The organism is Bradyrhizobium sp., from assembly GCF_050014615.1.
GTDB lineage: Bacteria > Pseudomonadota > Alphaproteobacteria > Rhizobiales > Xanthobacteraceae > Bradyrhizobium.
The window spans coordinates 1-14437 of sequence record NZ_JBEKCZ010000136.1 but is presented as its reverse complement, the minus strand read 5'-3'; the positions used below and the strand labels follow the sequence as shown (position 1 = coordinate 14437).

Here is a 14437-nt window from a genome sequence, read left to right as displayed (position 1 = left end):
CTCGGGCTGTTTGCGAACCTGCGGCCGGCGGTGTGTTACCCGGCGCTGGCCGATGCATCGAGCCTGAAGCGCGAGGTGGTCGAGGGCCTCGACATCATGATCGTGCGCGAGCTCACCGGCGGGGTCTATTTCGGCGAGCCGAAGACCATCACCGATCTCGGCAACGGCCAGAAGCGCGCCATCGATACGCAGGTGTACGACACCTATGAAATCGAGCGCATCGCCCGCGTCGCCTTCGATCTCGCCCGCAAGCGCCGCAACAAGCTGACCTCGATGGAAAAGCGCAATGTGATGAAATCGGGCGTGCTCTGGAACGAGGTGGTGACCCAGGTCCATGCCCGCGAATATCCGGACGTGCAGCTCGAGCACCAGCTCGCCGATTCCGGCGGCATGAATCTGGTGAAATGGCCGAAGCAGTTCGACGTCATCGTGACAGACAATCTGTTCGGCGACATGCTCTCGGACATCGCGGCGATGCTGACCGGCTCGCTGGGAATGCTGCCCTCGGCCTCGCTCGGCGAGGTCGACGCCAGGAGCAGGAAGCGCAAGGCCCTGTACGAGCCGGTGCACGGCTCGGCGCCTGACATCGCAGGCCGCGGTTTGGCCAATCCGATCGCCATGATCGCCTCGTTCGGAATGGCGCTGCGCTATTCCTTCGACATGGGCGCGCTCGCCGACAAGCTCGACGCCGCGATCGCGGCCGCGCTTGAAAGCGGCCTGCGCACCGCGGACATCAAGTCCGAGGGCACGACAGCGGTATCGACCACGCAGATGGGCGAGGCGGTTCTGAAAGAATTGCAGGCGCTGCACGGGTAAGTGCGAACGTTGTCCCGGCCTTGAGCCGGGACCTATAACCAAACTGTTCGCGTTTATGCAGGTCGTTTAACAGCGTCGAGACGACACGGTGTCGCGATGAGCGCAGTTACGCTCACGCTGGGGTCGCGGCGTTCGCCGGGACGACCGCGTCTAATATTGCGACCTAAACCCGTTCAAAACGGGATGCCCGTGGGATACCCGCCCAGATCAGACGGCGCGCTGAGCGGCTGGCGGTCGATCGGGCGATTCTTGTTTTCGCGCGCGAATGATGGGTATCCGACATCGGGCGGAAACGCGTAATCGGTGAACTTGCGGTCGCCCGGCAATACTTCGACGCCGGCGTCAAGCCAGGAGCGCTTGGTGACGTAGATGCGGGTGTGCGGGCCCTGCTGATAGGACGAGTTGGGTCCATTCGGACCATAAATGGGACGGCCATTGTCATCGACCTTGCGTGTTTGCGCGTTGGCCTGTGTCGCGCCGAGGCCGATCGCGACAACGGCGACAGCCGCCAGCAAAACCACAAGCCTGTTTACGGCGGGAAATTTGGAGATCATCACGTCCTCATGTGGCTGGCGGGTCGCCATATCCGATTGCAGATCATCTTTGTTGGCAATCATTTTAGCTGCCGGGGGTGCGCCGTCACAAGGTCAAACGGGCCACACTGCGTCACAATAATGCGGGGATGACGAAAAAGTCGCATAAAAGCCAGCGCCTTAAAGCCGCCTTGTTCTGGCGGATGTGCCGGTCAGAGCAGGCCGCGCAGCCGGGGATTTTCGGTGCCCATCACCCAGTCCACCGAGGTCGCCGAGGTTGCGGCGGCAGCGCAACTGCCGCGCTTCAGCTCGGCGCGGGCGAACAATTCGGCCAATTTCGGTTCATTTCCAGCCGTGAGCAGGGTCAGCCGGTTGAGCATGCAGCCGATCGCGGCGCGCCGGGCCGGCAGCCCATCGCCCTGGCAGCTCCAGCCGGATAGTTGCAGGTTGGGATCGGCGATCCGCTTGATAAAGCCAAGGCAGGACTTCGCCCCGTCCGCGTTGCCCGCGAGGCGGAGCAGCGCCACCGGGCCGAACTTGCTGTCGATGACCCCTGCGGCCTCCAGTCCGGGCGAGCCCTGTGGGCTCCCTTGTGAGTTTCCTTGTGAATTCACTTGTGAGTTCCCTTGGGCGTCCATCCGGGCCGCGATCTCGACGCCGCCGGCTTCAGATCGGCTGAATTCGCCGCCGGGCCGGTAGATTTCCAGCTCCGCCACCGGCTTTTCGCTTTGAGTCGTTGCTGGAGCCATCCAATGAAGAATGTCCTTGCGGCCCCCTTCGGGGTGCCGGAAGATTTCATAAGTCTCTGTTTTCTCTAGCAGATCGGTCTGGCTGACGGCGAACGCGGGGTGCGATCGCAAGGCCTGGCTCCAGCCTGCTTTGGCGGCGGGTTCAGCGGTCGCGGCGACCGGCAATTCGTCCCAAAGACGCAGGCCGGCCATGGCAAGCAGGGTCAGAACGCCCACATAGGCGGCCAGGCGCGCCAGCGTGCCGGCGCATTCGTCGGCAAAGCTGTTCAGCGCCGGGTGAATGCTGGTCGGATAATGCGGAGAGGCAGGGGTGGTCCAGAACGATCGCATCAAATGCCCAAATCGGCAGTGAGCACCAATGGGCGGTGCTCCAGTCTAACGTTGTCTTAAAGGCGTTTCTCGCATAGAAGCGCTGCCTCTTCTGTTTCCGCCGCAGGCGGGGGCGAGGGATTTTTCTTCGGAGAGTGAACGATGGGTTACAAAGTCGCGCTGGTCGGAGCGACCGGCAATGTCGGGCGGGAAATGCTCAACATCCTGGACGAACGCAAATTCCCGGCTGACGAAGTCGTGGCGCTGGCGTCGCGCCGCAGCATGGGCGTTGAAGTCTCGTATGGCGACCGCACCCTGAAAGTCAAAGCGCTCGAGCATTACGATTTCAGCGACGTCGATATCTGCCTGATGTCGGCGGGCGGCGCGGTGTCGAAGGAATGGTCGCCGAAAATCGGCGCCGCCGGCGCGGTCGTGATCGACAACTCGTCGGCGTGGCGGATGGATCCGGACGTGCCGCTGATCGTGCCCGAGGTCAATGCCGATGCGGTCAGTGGCTTCGTCAAGAAGAACATCATCGCCAATCCGAACTGCTCGACCGCGCAGCTCGTGGTGGCGCTGAAGCCGCTGCACGACAAGGCGGTGATCAAGCGCGTCGTGGTCTCGACCTATCAATCGGTCTCGGGCGCCGGCAAGGACGCCATGGACGAGTTATTTTCGCAGACCAAGGCGGTCTATACCAACAGCGAACTGGTCAACAAGAAATTCCCCAAGCGGATCGCCTTCAACGTGATCCCCGAGATCGACGTGTTCATGGAGGACGGTTACACCAAGGAAGAGTGGAAGATGATGATGGAGACCAAGAAGATTCTTGATCCCAAAATCAAGCTGACCGCGACTTGCGTGCGGGTGCCGGTGTTTGTCGGCCATTCCGAAGCCGTGACGATCGAATTCGAAAATCCGATTTCGCCCGACGAGGCACGCGACATCCTGCGCAATGCGCCGGGATGTCTCGTGATCGACAAGCACGAACCGGGCGGCTACGTCACGCCGTACGAGGCGGCGGGCGAGGACGCCACCTACATCAGCCGCATCCGCGCCGACCCCACCGTCGACAACGGCCTCGTGCTATGGTGCGTGTCCGACAATCTGCGCAAGGGCGCCGCGCTGAACGCGGTCCAGATCGCCGAATGCCTGATCAACCGCAAGCTGATCAGCGCCAAGAAAAAAGCAGCGTAAAAAGCGGCGCAACGGGCGGGGGCCGGAATCGCGATGACCGAACAACCGGCACCCTATCAACCGAATCCGACGCTAAAACGCGTCGAGAACGGGCTCGAGAGCGTGTTGTTCAACGGCCGCTGGCTGATGGCGCCGTTCTATCTCGGCCTCGTCGTCAGTCTCGCGGTGCTGTTGTACAAATTCCTGCTGATGCTGTGGGAATTCATCCTGCATGCGCCGGCCGCCAAGGAAACCGATATCATCCTGGGCGTGCTCAGCCTGATCGACGTCTCGCTCACCGGCAACCTGATCCTGATCGTGGTGTTTTCGGGCTACGAGAATTTCGTCTCGCGGATCGACGCCGGTGGCCACCCGGACTGGCCGGAATGGATGACCAAGGTCGATTTCGCCGGATTAAAACAAAAGCTTCTGGCCTCGATCGTCGCGATTTCCGCGATCCAGGTGTTGAAAGCATTCATGAATATCGACGCCGCCTTCGACGTCCAGAAGATGAGCTGGCTGGTCGCGGTGCATCTGGTGTTCGTGATCTCGGCGCTGGTGCTGGCGCTGTCGGATCGCTGGGGCGGCGATCACGGCAGCAAATAGACGGCGTTGAGCAGGTAGCTATTCGCCCACTTCTTCCCGCACGCTGTGAAATTCCTTCGCCGCCGGATCGAGCACGAACAGCGAACCCTCGGCGACGCCGAAATAGGCCCCGTGCAGATGCAGTTCGCCGCGCGCGACCGCGGCCTGCACGAAGGGAAATGTCATCAGGTTTTCCAGGCTGCGGAACACCGCCGCTTTCTCGATGCGGACGGTGAAATCGGCCATCGTCTCATGCTCGCGCTGCCCGACCTTCTCGCCCGGCTTGACGAACATCGACATCCAGCGGCCGATGAAGTCGCCGGGCGACAGCGGCGCGGTATTGTCGATGAAGGCGCGGATGCCGCCGCATTGCGCATGACCGAGCACCACGATGTGTTTCACGTGCAGCGCCCGAACCGCGTATTCCAGCGCCGCCGAAACGCCGTGCGCGCCGCCGTCCGGCTGGTAGACCGGCACCAGATTGGCGACATTGCGCACCACGAATAATTCGCCGGGACCGGCATCGAAGATCACTTCCGGCGACACCCGGGAATCGCAACAGCCGATCACCATCACTTCCGGGGCCTGGCCGCGCTCGGACAATTCGCGGTAGCGCGACTGCTCGGTCGGCAGCCGCTGCGACGTGAAGGTGCGGTAGCCCTCAAGCAGATGTTTTGGAAACAAGGACATGGCAGAGGCTAAACCATACGGCGATGACGGGAACAAGTCTTTCGGACGCGCGGTTGAAATGTTATCGCGTGAAATACAAAAAATGAAGGGAAACCAGCCATGATCCGTCCGCGCCGCAGCCTGTTGTTCATGCCGGGATCGAACACGCGGGCGCTGGAGAAAGCCCGCAATCTGCCGGCCGACGGTATCATCCTCGACCTTGAGGATTCCGTGGCCCCGGAGGCCAAGGCGGTCGCGCGCGACCAGATCGCGCAGGCGATCGCCGCCAAGGGTTTTGGCAAGCGGGAAGTCCTGATCCGCGTCAACGCGCTCGATACGCCGTGGTGGATCGACGATGTCGCCATGGCCGGCCAGGCGCGGCCCGACGGCATTCTGGTTCCGAAGGTTTCCAGCGTGGAAGATCTCAAGGCGATCGGCGATCGGCTGGCGGGCGCCGATCCCTCGATCCGGGTCTGGTCGATGATCGAGACCGCGCGCGCGGTTCTGCATGCCGAGGAACTGGCGGCGGCCTCGCGTGATCCCGCGATCCGGCTGGCCGGCTTCGTGTTCGGGCCGAACGATATCTCGCGCGAGACCCGGATCCGGATGCAGCCCGGCCGCGCGGCAATGATCCCGATCATCACCCACTGCATTCTCGCCACCCGCGCCCACGGCCTCGAAATTCTGGACGGGCCCTACAGCGATTTCAGCGATTTCGACGGTTTCGGGCAGGAATGCGCGCAGGCGCGCGATCTCGGCTTCGACGGCAAGACGCTGATCCATCCCGGCCAGATCGAAGCCTGCAACGCGATCTTCACGCCGCCTGAGGAAGAGATCGCGCAAGCCCGCAAGATCATCGCGGCATTCGAATTGCCGGAAAACGCCGCGCGCGGCGCGATCCGGCTCGACGGTCAGATGGTGGAGCGGCTGCATGCCGAGATGGCGCGGCGCACGATCGCGATCGCGGATTCAATCGCGGCGCTGGCGGGTTGAGAGAGGGTGTCGTCCATCCTCGTCGTCCCGGCGTTCGCCGGGACGACGAGATCAACCAAACCGCTCCGCCGCCCACGCATGCAGGCTACCCGGAACGGGCCGCTGATTGCCGCGGCCTTTTGGCGACACGTGAAAGCCCATGATTTCGGGATCGCCGAGCAGGGCGGAAAAATCCCGCGGCTCGAAGAACAGTTTCGGTTCGGCATGAACCGCATAGAACGACTTCTTCGGCAGCGCATGATGCAGTTCGCCGGCGCGGCGGGCGAGCGCGGTCAGCGCCGCCGGACCATAGATTGCGAGACGAATATCCGAGGGCCGGTGCGAGCCGCGCAGTTTGTGAAGGGCGAAGGTCAGCCGGTGCCGCAGCGCCAGCCAGTCCGGTGTCAGTTCGTCCTGCTGCATCAGCGCCATGAAAGCCGCGACGATGGGATCGCTGGACGGCAGATACAGTACCGAATTGCCAAGCTGGCGCGGCCGCTCCCAGGCGAAATAGGGCTTTGCCGGATCGAGCTCGACCGGTTTGAGCAGCAGCACATCGGCGTCGAGCCATAGGCCGGGATTGTTTGGGCCGGCGTTGCGCGCCATCAGCCGCATTCGGAAAAAATCGCTGAACTGCAAGGTGGTCCAGTCGCGCCACACGCCGTCGGGTCCGGTCGGACGCAGCCTTTCCGCGAACGCCTGCGGCAGGATCGCCTCGGCCTCGGCATTGCCGACGCCGTCGGGCAATTGCGCCAGCGGATCGAAACTGTAGACGGTAACATTGTGGCCGGCCGCGACCTGCGATCGCAGGCACAGAAGCCGCAGCGCGTCGAGCGGGCCATGCCAGAAGGTGACGATGTCAGGCCGCATGCGTCACTTTCTTTACCCTCCCCTGGAGGGGGAGGGTCGATCGCGCTCGGCGATGCGGAGCATCGTCCGGTGCGATCGGGGTGGGGTGATCTCTCAACTCGGGCACTGTTGGCGGGGAGAAACCGTCACCCCGCCCCGTCTCGCATCTTGCGATGCGAGCCGACCCAGAGAGCGAGCTTCGCTCGTCTCGACCCCTCCAGGGGAGGGTGAAAGAAAGCGCCGTTCAAATCTTTGCATCACATGCGAGAGCGGACTCGATCCGGGCGTGGCCGACCGGTTCGCGTCAGGAAAGCGGCTTACGCCCAGGCGCGCTCGGTCTTGGCCTTGGCCTCGTAGGTATCGATCGAGGCCTTCTTTTCCATGGTCAGGCCGATGTCGTCGAGGCCGTTGAGCATGCAGTGCTTGCGGAACGCATCGATCTCGAATTTCACGGTGCCGCCGTCCGGTCCGCGGATCTCCTGACTGACGAGATCAATCGAGAGCGTCGCATTGGCGCCGCGTTCGGCATCGTCGAACAATTTGTCGAGGTCTTCCTGGCTGACGCGGATCGGCAGAACACCGTTCTTGAAACAGTTGTTGTAGAAAATATCGCCGAACGAGGTCGAGATCACGCAGCGGATGCCGAAATCGAGCAGCGCCCACGGCGCGTGTTCGCGGCTCGAACCGCAGCCGAAATTGTCGCCGGCGACCAGCACCTTGGCGTTGCGATAGGCCGGCTTGTTGAGAATGAAATCCGGGTTCTCGCTGCCGTCGTCCTTGTAGCGCTGTTCCGAGAACAGCCCCTTGCCGAGGCCGGTGCGCTTGATGGTCTTCAGATACTGCTTGGGAATGATCATGTCGGTGTCGACATTGATGATCTTCAGCGGCGCCGCGACGCCTTCCAGCGTGGTGAATTTTTCCATCGATCGCACTTCTTGGCTTGAGGTGAGTGAAAAGTGTGCCGTGGTTTATCGCGAATGCCGCCGGTATTAAAGGGCAAATACGCCTTGCGCGTGATCCGCAAAAGCATGCCCTCGGACTTGATCCGAAGGTGGATGCCGGTTTTGCGAATAGAATATGCGCAAAAAGTTCTAGTCGGCCGCCGCCTCGATCGCCGCCATGTCGTCGTCGGAGAGGCCGAAATGATGGCCGATCTCGTGGATCAGCACATGGCGGACGATCCGCCCCAGTGTCTCCTCGTGCTCGGCCCAGTAATCCAGGATCGGGCGCCGATACAGCCAGATCATGTTGGGCAGCCGTGCGATATCGTCATGGCTGCGGAACGGCAGGCCGACGCCCTGGAACAGGCCGAGCAGGTCGAATTCGCTTTCCGCCTGCATTTCGTCGAGGACTTCCTCGGTCGGAAAATCGTCGACGCGGATGATCACGCCTTCGCACAGGTCGCGAAAACCCGTCGGCAGGCGCCGGAAAATGGCGTCCGCCATGGCTTCGATCTCGGCCAGCGATGGCGCCTTTGCCGTGGTCCACATCACCTTTCTTTAACGCGCCTTCCGCGGGCATGCATCCCGGAACTGGCGTTTGTCCCGAGAGCCGCAGTTGACGTTGCCGTCGCAATCGGAGACCGTATCGGTCTTAAACAGGTTTGGGCGGGCGTCACGATGCGGATCAGGGCAGCGGTATTATCGGTGGCTTTGGCAGGCCTTTTTTCGGGGGCTGTTGCACTGCTCGCGGCGGGCGCGCAGGCGCAAACTGCAGCGCAGGGGACGCGGACCGCGCAGGCATCGCAGCCGTCGGCGGACGAGCCGCCCGCGCAGCCCCCGGCCAGGCGGCCGACCACGCGCCTTCGCATCTATCCGCGTGAGCAGGCCGATCCCGATGACGTCTATCCGCGGTATTTCCCCGGCCAGAATGCGGTGCGGGAGTGCAACGCAACCTATGTGCAGGAATACCGGCCGAGCGGCACCGTGATCGTGCCCCGCATGAGCTGCCACTGGCGCCGCGGTTGACCTAAACCGTTCTCAGCGCGCTTCGTATCGCGCCGATCAGCCCGGTGCCGACCACCAGCGCCGAACTTCCGTAGACGATAATGGCCATCGCCAGCTGGATGAAATGGCTGGCGGTGCCGGGACCGCCGCCGGGTCCCTGGGAGGCCAGCGCCGCATGGGCCGGGAGCAAGACGGTCGCCGTCAACGCGACGGCAACAGCGAAATGCGAGCGCCGATGCCATTTTCCGGATGTAGCCATGACACTCTCCTGTAAGGAAGCTTGCTCCTGTAAGGGAAGCTTGCCCCTGTAACGCAAGCCTGCAGAAGATACGGGCCACAGCCTAGGCCGGTTTTGAAAGATGTCTTGTGAATGTTGTGGTGCGGCGCGGAACCGGATCGCGCGATGCGCGTTGCTGACGGGGCGCAGGCATTCATTTCACGTTCACGTCACCCGTTACAGCCTAGGTCTGCGCCACGACGTGGGTCCGATTCGGTCGGTCCCGCGGCGCTGGCGTGACATCCGATGACCCAAGGGAGAATATCAATGAAGGTGACGAGAATTCTGGGGCTTGCCGCGGTTGGCGCATTGCTCATGCTTGCTGCTCCAACCGAACGCGCCCAGGCGCTGTCGCTGGCCAATCCCGGCGCTGCTGCGGCGGTCCAGGAAAGCTCGAAGCAGGGGACGACCGAAGTGCGTTGGAATCATCGTTGGCACCATCACTGCCGGCACTGCCACTAAGCGCGCCTTGAATCAGGTGACACTAAACAGGCCCGCTTGCGGGCCTGTCTTTTTGCTGAGAACTTTATGCAGCGAGCCTTGGCACTCAATCCCAGTTCTTGAATTTCCAGGATTTTAGTTTCCAGGGGGTCAGCGTCTCCATCCGCCACTGCACCCAGCGGTCCGGTGGCCAATGACTGAGACGCGACGTCTCCTTGACCTCGGGCTCGACCACGCGCGGCGCATAGCGGCGGCGCGTCTGCCGCGTCGCCTCGCTGATCATATCGACGAATTCAGCCTTGTCGGCCATGGTGGGCTCCTCGCGAAACGCCTCGCCTCCGCTAGGCCGACAAGTCTGCCCCCAAACGCTTAACGAGTTGCTTCGGCAATGCGTCGAGGTTGAGGAAAGCGGCGTTCGAAAACGCTAGAGCATGGTTCAACTGCGTTGAATCATGCTCGTCGCCCATCTTCTTGTTTAAGCATGATCTTTTCGGAAAGCCGGTTCCCACTTTTCCGGATCATGCGCTACCGCCATTCCCGGATGTCGACAAAGTGCCCGGCGATCGCCGCGGCCGCCGCCATCGCCGGCGACACCAGATGGGTGCGGCCCTTAAAGCCCTGGCGGCCCTCGAAATTCCGGTTCGAGGTCGAGGCGCAGCGCTCTTCCGGCTTGAGCTTGTCGGGGTTCATCGCCAGGCACATCGAGCAGCCCGGCTCGCGCCATTCGAACCCGGCCTTGATGAAAATCTTGTCGAGGCCTTCGGCTTCCGCCTGTTCCTTCACGATGCCCGAGCCCGGCACGATCATGGCGTTGAGATTGCCGTTGACGGTCTTGCCCTCGACCACCTTGGCCGCCGCGCGCAGATCCTCGATCCGGCCATTGGTGCAGGAGCCGATGAAGATACGGTCGAGCTTGATGTCGGTGATTTTGGTGCCGGCCTTGAGGCCCATGTAGTTCAGCGCGCGGTGCTTCGACAGCCGTTTCGCCTCATCGGCGATCTCATCGGGATCCGGTACCACGCCTGATATCGACACCACGTCTTCCGGCGAGGTGCCCCAGGTCACGATCGGCGGCAGTTTGGCGGCATCCAGCCTGATCTCGTGATCGAAATGCGCGCCCTCGTCGGAGCGCAGCGTTTCCCAGTAGCGCATCGCGGCGTCCCAATTGTCGCCCTTCGGCGATTTCGGGCGGCCCTTCAGGAATTCAAAGGCCTTTTCATCCGGCGCGACCAGGCCGGCGCGGGCGCCGCCCTCGATCGACATGTTGCAGACGGTCATGCGGCCTTCCATCGACAGCGCGCGGATCGCGTCGCCGGCATATTCCAGCACGTAACCGGTGCCGCCGGCGGTGCCGATCTCGCCGATGATCGCCAGGATGATGTCCTTGCCGGTGACGCCGTCGGGCAATTGCCCGTCGACGATGGCGCGCATGTTCCTGGCTTTTTTCTGGATCAGGGTTTGCGTCGCCAGCACATGCTCGACCTCCGAGGTGCCGATGCCGTGCGCCAGCGCACCGAAGGCGCCGTGGGTGGAGGTGTGGCTGTCGCCGCAGACGATGGTGGTGCCGGGCAGCGTAAAACCCTGCTCGGGGCCGATCACATGCACGATGCCCTGACGCTTGTCGAACTCGTTGAAATATTCGATGCCGAATTCCCTGGCGTTCTCGGCCATCACGCGGATCTGCTCGGTGCTTTCCGGGTCCGGATTGGGCTTACTGCGATCGGTGGTCGGAATGTTGTGGTCGACCACGGCCAGCGTCTTCTCCGGCGCGTGAACCTTGCGCCCGGTGGCGCGCAAGCCTTCGAAGGCCTGCGGCGAGGTTACTTCGTGGACCAGATGGCGATCGATATAGAGCAGGCAGGTGCCGTCATCGGCCTCGTGAACCAGATGGTCGTTCCAGATTTTGTCGTACAGCGTGGTGGGTTTTTTATCGGACATGATGTCAGGCCTTGAATCGGGATTTGAATCGAAAATGCAAAAGGGCACGACGAAAGGGCGCTGCGAATGCGCGCTAGCGCGTCAGGCCGCGAGGGCCGCTGTGGTCAGCCGGCCGAAGAAGCGCCACGGCAAACGGCTGCGATCGTCGAGCACGACGCGAGACGCGATGGATTGGCGACCTGGAAACATTGCGGTGCTATAGCACACGCGGATTTGAAGCGCGATATGCGTTTGCTGCGCCCTTGGCGCGCAATGACGCGGTGCCGCAAAAAAAGCGCGGGACAAGCCCGCGCTTTTTCAACCAATCCTTGGCCAAATCCTTGGCCAAATCCTTGGCGAAGAGAATTACTCGCCGACGGCAGCGGCGCGGTCGGTCTTCTTCTCGACGATGCGGGCCGACTTGCCGCGCAGATTGCGCAGGTAATACAGCTTGGCGCGGCGCACCTTGCCGCGACGCACCACCGTGATCGAGTCGATCATCGGCGACATCACCGGGAACACGCGTTCCACGCCCTCGCCGTAGGAAATCTTGCGGACCGTGAAGCTCTCGTTGAGCCCGCCGCCGGAACGGCCGATGCAGACGCCTTCATAGGCCTGCACGCGCGAGCGATCGCCTTCGACCACCTTGACGTTGACGATCACGGTATCGCCCGGACCGAAATCCGGAATCACCTTGCCGGCGGACAATTTGTCGAATTGCTCTTTTTCGAGCTGTTGAATGAGGTTCATCGCGAAATCTCCATCGGCGGCGCGCCCAGAGAGGGCTGCGCGAGTGTTCGGTTATCCTGTAGCGCGTATTCCGCAAAAGTGGATACCGGTTTTGCGAAAAGAATACGCGCAATTCAATTGGTTAGAGCATCTTCTTGCGGCAAACCGGTACCACTTTGCCGGAACATGCTCGGTGCGCGGATTTGGCGCTCCTATACGGCAAAGGCCGGGCGTTGTCACCCGTCTGTCGTGTTTTTTGGGCTTTTTTGGCGGACTTTGATGGCCCACAGATCGGGCCGTTTGGCCCTGGTCAGGGCTTCCGCCTCGGCCAGACGCCAGGCCGCGACCTTGGCATGGTCGCCCGACAGCAGGATTTCCGGGATCGGCTGGCCCTCGAACTCCTGCGGGCGGGTATATTGCGGGTATTCCAGTAGCCCGTCGGAAAAGCTCTCCTCAGTGCCGGAAGCGAGCTTTCCCATCACCCCCGGCAGCAGCCGCACACAGGCGTCGATCAGCGCCATGGCTGCGATTTCGCCGCCGGACAGCACGTAATCCCCGACCGAGACTTCCTCGAGCCCGCGCCCTGCGATCACCCGCTGGTCGACGCCCTCGAACCGGCCGCACACGATCAAGGGACCGGGCCCTGCGGCGAGTTCCACGACCCGGGACTGGGTCAATGGCCGACCCCGCGGGCTCATCAGCAGGCGTGGACGATCCTTTGGGTTGTTCTTGGGGCCGTTCTTAGGGCTGTTCTTAGGGCTGTTCTTGGGCCCGTCCGGGGATATGTCCGCCGCATCGATCGCGGCCGCCAGCACGTCGGCGCGCAGCACCATGCCGGGACCGCCGCCGGCCGGGGTATCGTCGACACTGCGATGGCGGTCGGTGGCGGAATCCCGGATGTCCCGCGCCTCCAAAGCCCACAGGCCCGAGGCCAGCGCCTTGCCGGCCAGGCTGACGCCGAGCGGTCCCGGGAACATCTCCGGAAACAGCGTCAGCACGGTCGCGCGCCAGGGGGTTATGTTTGCATTTGTGTTGGCGGTCATGTTCAGGCGCCCGCTGTGGTCGGATCGTCGCCATCAATTTCATCCGGCAACACGATCACCACGTGCCCTTTGGCAAGATCGACGGTGGGTACCACGGCATTGGTGAACGGCAGCAGCATGGTGGCGCCGTGCGGCGGCGCGATTTCGATGATGTCGCCGGCGCCGAAATTGTGGATCGCGGTGACACGGCCGATCGGCTCATTCGCAACCGTCACCGCGGCGAGCCCGATCAAATCGGCGTGGTAATATTCGTCCTCGTCGGTAGCAGGCAGTTTTTCGCGCGCGATATAGAGCTCGAGGCCATTGAGGCGCTCGGCTTCCTCGCGGGTGGCGACGCCTTTCAGCGTCGCGACCAGATGGCCGTTGGCTTCACGGGCGCTCGCCACTTCAAACTGGCGCGCGCCGTCCTTGGTCGTGAGCGGCCCGTAACGCTTCACGGCCAGCGGGTCTTCGGTGAAGGTCCACAGCTTCACCGCCCCGCGCACGCCATGCGCGGCGCCGATACGGGCGACGCAAATCGGTGCGGGCACCGCCGCGCGCCGTTACGCTTACGCCGTCTTGGCGGCGGCTTCGGCGTTGGCCTTGCGCTCCTTGCGCGGCACGGCCTTTTCCGGATTGTTGCGCGCGGGGCGCTTCGCCACGCCGGCGGCATCGAGGAAGCGCGAGACGCGGTCCGACGGCTGCGCGCCCTTGGCGAGCCAGGCTTTGACCTTGTCCATGTCGAGCTTCAGCCGCGCCTCGTTGTCCTTCGGCAGCAGCGGATTGAAATGGCCAAGACGCTCGATGAAGCGGCCATCCCGCGGAAAGCGCGAATCGGCGACGACGACGTGGTAAACCGGGCGCTTCTTGGTGCCTGCGCGGGCGAGGCGGATAACGACTGACATTTTGGTTCTCCTTAAAAAATCTGTGGTGTTGGCTTAGTTGATCCTGCGCGTCATTCCGGGATGCGTGCGGAGCACGCAGACCCGGAATCTCAGCGATCGTTCACATCGGGATTCCGGGTTCGGCTCTGCGAGCCGCCCCGGAATGACGAAATCTCTCATTTCTTCTTCCCCAATCCGGGAAAGCCGCCGAGGCCCGGCAGGGTCGGCTTGCCGCTCAAGCCGGTCAGTCCGGGCAAATTCGGCAGGCCTGAACGCAGGCCGGCGGGAAGGTCTTTCGGTAATGCGGGCATGCCGCCGGCGCCAGCGCCGCCCGGCATCTTCTCGGCCAGCGCCTTCATCTGGTCGGGCGACGGCATGCCGCCGCCAAACCCCATCGCCTGCGCGATGCCGGCCATTGGGCCGCGCTTGCCCGAGCCCATCGCCTTCATCATGTCGGCCATGTTCCGGTGCATCTTCAGGAGCTTGTTGACTTCCTCGACCTTGAGGCCGGCGCCTGCGGCGATGCGCTTCTTGCGGCTGGCCTTGAGAATGTCGGGGTTCTT

At 62.9% G+C, this 14437-nt stretch carries 19 protein-coding genes and 1 pseudogene; 6 read left to right on the top strand and 14 right to left on the bottom strand.

The window, feature by feature from the left end:
* Nucleotides 1-816, top strand: an 816-nt coding sequence (gene leuB, locus ABR948_RS20710; protein WP_428121437.1) for a 3-isopropylmalate dehydrogenase, incomplete at its 5' end; no start/stop codon positions are given.
* Between the two features lie 173 nt (nt 817-989).
* Here leuB and ABR948_RS20705 read toward each other — a convergent pair.
* Together ABR948_RS20705 and ABR948_RS20700 are read right to left on the bottom strand one after the other, a co-directional pair.
* Entirely contained in the window at nt 990-1370 is a 381-nt protein-coding gene (locus tag ABR948_RS20705) for a hypothetical protein (RefSeq protein WP_428121439.1), read from the bottom strand.
* Between the two features lie 191 nt (nt 1371-1561).
* Nucleotides 1562-2428, bottom strand: a complete 867-nt coding sequence (locus ABR948_RS20700) for a hypothetical protein (RefSeq protein WP_428121434.1) — start codon at nt 2426-2428, stop codon at nt 1562-1564.
* 141 nt (nt 2429-2569) lie between these two features.
* Here ABR948_RS20700 and ABR948_RS20695 point away from each other — a divergent pair, with 141 nt between their 5' ends.
* Both ABR948_RS20695 and ABR948_RS20690 read left to right on the top strand, forming a co-directional pair.
* The gene (locus ABR948_RS20695) at nt 2570-3604 is read left to right on the top strand and encodes an aspartate-semialdehyde dehydrogenase (RefSeq protein ID WP_428121431.1); all 1035 of its coding nucleotides are present in this window, start codon (nt 2570-2572) and stop codon (nt 3602-3604) included.
* 33 nt (nt 3605-3637) lie between these two features.
* Nucleotides 3638-4189: a TIGR00645 family protein gene (locus ABR948_RS20690; protein WP_428121429.1), complete on the top strand. Its 552-nt coding sequence runs from the start codon at nt 3638-3640 to the stop codon at nt 4187-4189.
* Nucleotides 4190-4207: 18 nt separating this feature from the next.
* Here ABR948_RS20690 and ABR948_RS20685 read toward each other — a convergent pair whose 3' ends face one another.
* A complete protein-coding gene (locus ABR948_RS20685) occupies nt 4208-4858 on the bottom strand; it encodes a carbonic anhydrase (protein WP_428121427.1) in 651 nt (216 codons plus the stop codon).
* Nucleotides 4859-4957: 99 nt separating this feature from the next.
* On the opposite strand from ABR948_RS20685, the gene ABR948_RS20680 reads away from it, so the two are divergent.
* Complete coding sequence (locus ABR948_RS20680) at nt 4958-5830, top strand: HpcH/HpaI aldolase/citrate lyase family protein (protein ID WP_428121424.1); 873 nt, start codon at nt 4958-4960, stop codon at nt 5828-5830.
* A gap of 51 nt (nt 5831-5881) precedes the next feature.
* On the opposite strand, the gene ABR948_RS20675 is transcribed toward ABR948_RS20680, so the two are convergent.
* The 3 genes from ABR948_RS20675 to ABR948_RS20665 form a co-directional block, all read right to left on the bottom strand.
* On the bottom strand, nt 5882-6679 hold the full coding sequence (locus ABR948_RS20675; protein WP_428121422.1) for a hypothetical protein: 798 nt from the start codon (nt 6677-6679) through the stop codon (nt 5882-5884).
* A 296-nt stretch (nt 6680-6975) separates the two neighbouring features.
* A complete protein-coding gene (gene leuD, locus ABR948_RS20670) occupies nt 6976-7581 on the bottom strand; it encodes a 3-isopropylmalate dehydratase small subunit (protein ID WP_428121419.1) in 606 nt (201 codons plus the stop codon).
* A 168-nt stretch (nt 7582-7749) separates the two neighbouring features.
* Complete coding sequence (locus ABR948_RS20665) at nt 7750-8148, bottom strand: metallopeptidase family protein (protein WP_428121417.1); 399 nt, start codon at nt 8146-8148, stop codon at nt 7750-7752.
* A gap of 129 nt (nt 8149-8277) precedes the next feature.
* Between ABR948_RS20665 and ABR948_RS20660 the strand changes: the two genes are divergently transcribed.
* Nucleotides 8278-8625: a hypothetical protein gene (locus ABR948_RS20660; RefSeq protein WP_428121415.1), complete on the top strand. Its 348-nt coding sequence runs from the start codon at nt 8278-8280 to the stop codon at nt 8623-8625.
* A 1-nt stretch (nt 8626) separates the two neighbouring features.
* On the opposite strand, the gene ABR948_RS20655 is transcribed toward ABR948_RS20660, so the two are convergent.
* A complete protein-coding gene (locus ABR948_RS20655) occupies nt 8627-8863 on the bottom strand; it encodes a hypothetical protein (protein ID WP_428121413.1) in 237 nt (78 codons plus the stop codon).
* Nucleotides 8864-9148: 285 nt separating this feature from the next.
* On the opposite strand from ABR948_RS20655, the gene ABR948_RS20650 reads away from it, so the two are divergent.
* On the top strand, nt 9149-9343 hold the full coding sequence (locus ABR948_RS20650) for a hypothetical protein (RefSeq protein WP_428121411.1): 195 nt from the start codon (nt 9149-9151) through the stop codon (nt 9341-9343).
* Between the two features lie 85 nt (nt 9344-9428).
* Here the strand turns inward: ABR948_RS20650 and ABR948_RS20645 are convergent, their stop codons facing one another.
* The 7 genes and pseudogenes from ABR948_RS20645 to ABR948_RS20615 form a co-directional block, all read right to left on the bottom strand.
* Complete coding sequence (locus ABR948_RS20645; protein WP_428121409.1) at nt 9429-9632, bottom strand: hypothetical protein; 204 nt, start codon at nt 9630-9632, stop codon at nt 9429-9431.
* 215 nt (nt 9633-9847) lie between these two features.
* Entirely contained in the window at nt 9848-11260 is a 1413-nt protein-coding gene (gene leuC / locus ABR948_RS20640) for a 3-isopropylmalate dehydratase large subunit (protein WP_428121407.1), read from the bottom strand.
* 345 nt (nt 11261-11605) lie between these two features.
* Nucleotides 11606-11989, bottom strand: a complete 384-nt coding sequence (gene rplS, locus ABR948_RS20635) for a 50S ribosomal protein L19 (protein WP_428121405.1) — start codon at nt 11987-11989, stop codon at nt 11606-11608.
* Between the two features lie 215 nt (nt 11990-12204).
* Nucleotides 12205-13011, bottom strand: a complete 807-nt coding sequence (trmD, locus tag ABR948_RS20630; RefSeq protein WP_428121403.1) for a tRNA (guanosine(37)-N1)-methyltransferase TrmD — start codon at nt 13009-13011, stop codon at nt 12205-12207.
* Between the two features lie 2 nt (nt 13012-13013).
* A complete protein-coding gene (rimM, locus tag ABR948_RS20625; RefSeq protein ID WP_428121400.1) occupies nt 13014-13541 on the bottom strand; it encodes a ribosome maturation factor RimM in 528 nt (175 codons plus the stop codon).
* Nucleotides 13542-13559: 18 nt separating this feature from the next.
* On the bottom strand, nt 13560-13895 hold the full coding sequence (gene rpsP / locus ABR948_RS20620; RefSeq protein WP_428121398.1) for a 30S ribosomal protein S16: 336 nt from the start codon (nt 13893-13895) through the stop codon (nt 13560-13562).
* 155 nt (nt 13896-14050) lie between these two features.
* Nucleotides 14051-14437, bottom strand: a pseudogene (locus ABR948_RS20615) (signal recognition particle protein); the annotation flags it as partial.

Excerpts from the sequence above, each read along its gene's own strand:
- ABR948_RS20705 (WP_428121439.1), bottom strand. The coding sequence starts at position 1,370 with ATGATCTCCAAATTTCCCGCCGTAAACAGGCTTGTGGTTTTGCTGGCG.
- ABR948_RS20675 (WP_428121422.1), bottom strand. The coding sequence starts at position 6,679 with ATGCGGCCTGACATCGTCACCTTCTGGCATGGCCCGCTCGACGCGCTG.
- ABR948_RS20680 (WP_428121424.1), top strand. The coding sequence starts at position 4,958 with ATGATCCGTCCGCGCCGCAGCCTGTTGTTCATGCCGGGATCGAACACG.
- rplS (WP_428121405.1), bottom strand. The coding sequence starts at position 11,989 with ATGAACCTCATTCAACAGCTCGAAAAAGAGCAATTCGACAAATTGTCC.
- rpsP (WP_428121398.1), bottom strand. The coding sequence starts at position 13,895 with ATGTCAGTCGTTATCCGCCTCGCCCGCGCAGGCACCAAGAAGCGCCCG.
- ABR948_RS20660 (WP_428121415.1), top strand. The coding sequence starts at position 8,278 with ATGCGGATCAGGGCAGCGGTATTATCGGTGGCTTTGGCAGGCCTTTTT.
- ABR948_RS20700 (WP_428121434.1), bottom strand. The coding sequence starts at position 2,428 with ATGCGATCGTTCTGGACCACCCCTGCCTCTCCGCATTATCCGACCAGC.
- ABR948_RS20645 (WP_428121409.1), bottom strand. The coding sequence starts at position 9,632 with ATGGCCGACAAGGCTGAATTCGTCGATATGATCAGCGAGGCGACGCGG.
- leuD (WP_428121419.1), bottom strand. The coding sequence starts at position 7,581 with ATGGAAAAATTCACCACGCTGGAAGGCGTCGCGGCGCCGCTGAAGATC.
- ABR948_RS20685 (WP_428121427.1), bottom strand. The coding sequence starts at position 4,858 with ATGTCCTTGTTTCCAAAACATCTGCTTGAGGGCTACCGCACCTTCACG.
- ABR948_RS20665 (WP_428121417.1), bottom strand. The coding sequence starts at position 8,148 with ATGTGGACCACGGCAAAGGCGCCATCGCTGGCCGAGATCGAAGCCATG.
- ABR948_RS20695 (WP_428121431.1), top strand. The coding sequence starts at position 2,570 with ATGGGTTACAAAGTCGCGCTGGTCGGAGCGACCGGCAATGTCGGGCGG.
- ABR948_RS20650 (WP_428121411.1), top strand. The coding sequence starts at position 9,149 with ATGAAGGTGACGAGAATTCTGGGGCTTGCCGCGGTTGGCGCATTGCTC.
- leuC (WP_428121407.1), bottom strand. The coding sequence starts at position 11,260 with ATGTCCGATAAAAAACCCACCACGCTGTACGACAAAATCTGGAACGAC.
- ABR948_RS20655 (WP_428121413.1), bottom strand. The coding sequence starts at position 8,863 with ATGGCTACATCCGGAAAATGGCATCGGCGCTCGCATTTCGCTGTTGCC.
- trmD (WP_428121403.1), bottom strand. The coding sequence starts at position 13,011 with ATGACCGCCAACACAAATGCAAACATAACCCCCTGGCGCGCGACCGTG.
- ABR948_RS20690 (WP_428121429.1), top strand. The coding sequence starts at position 3,638 with ATGACCGAACAACCGGCACCCTATCAACCGAATCCGACGCTAAAACGC.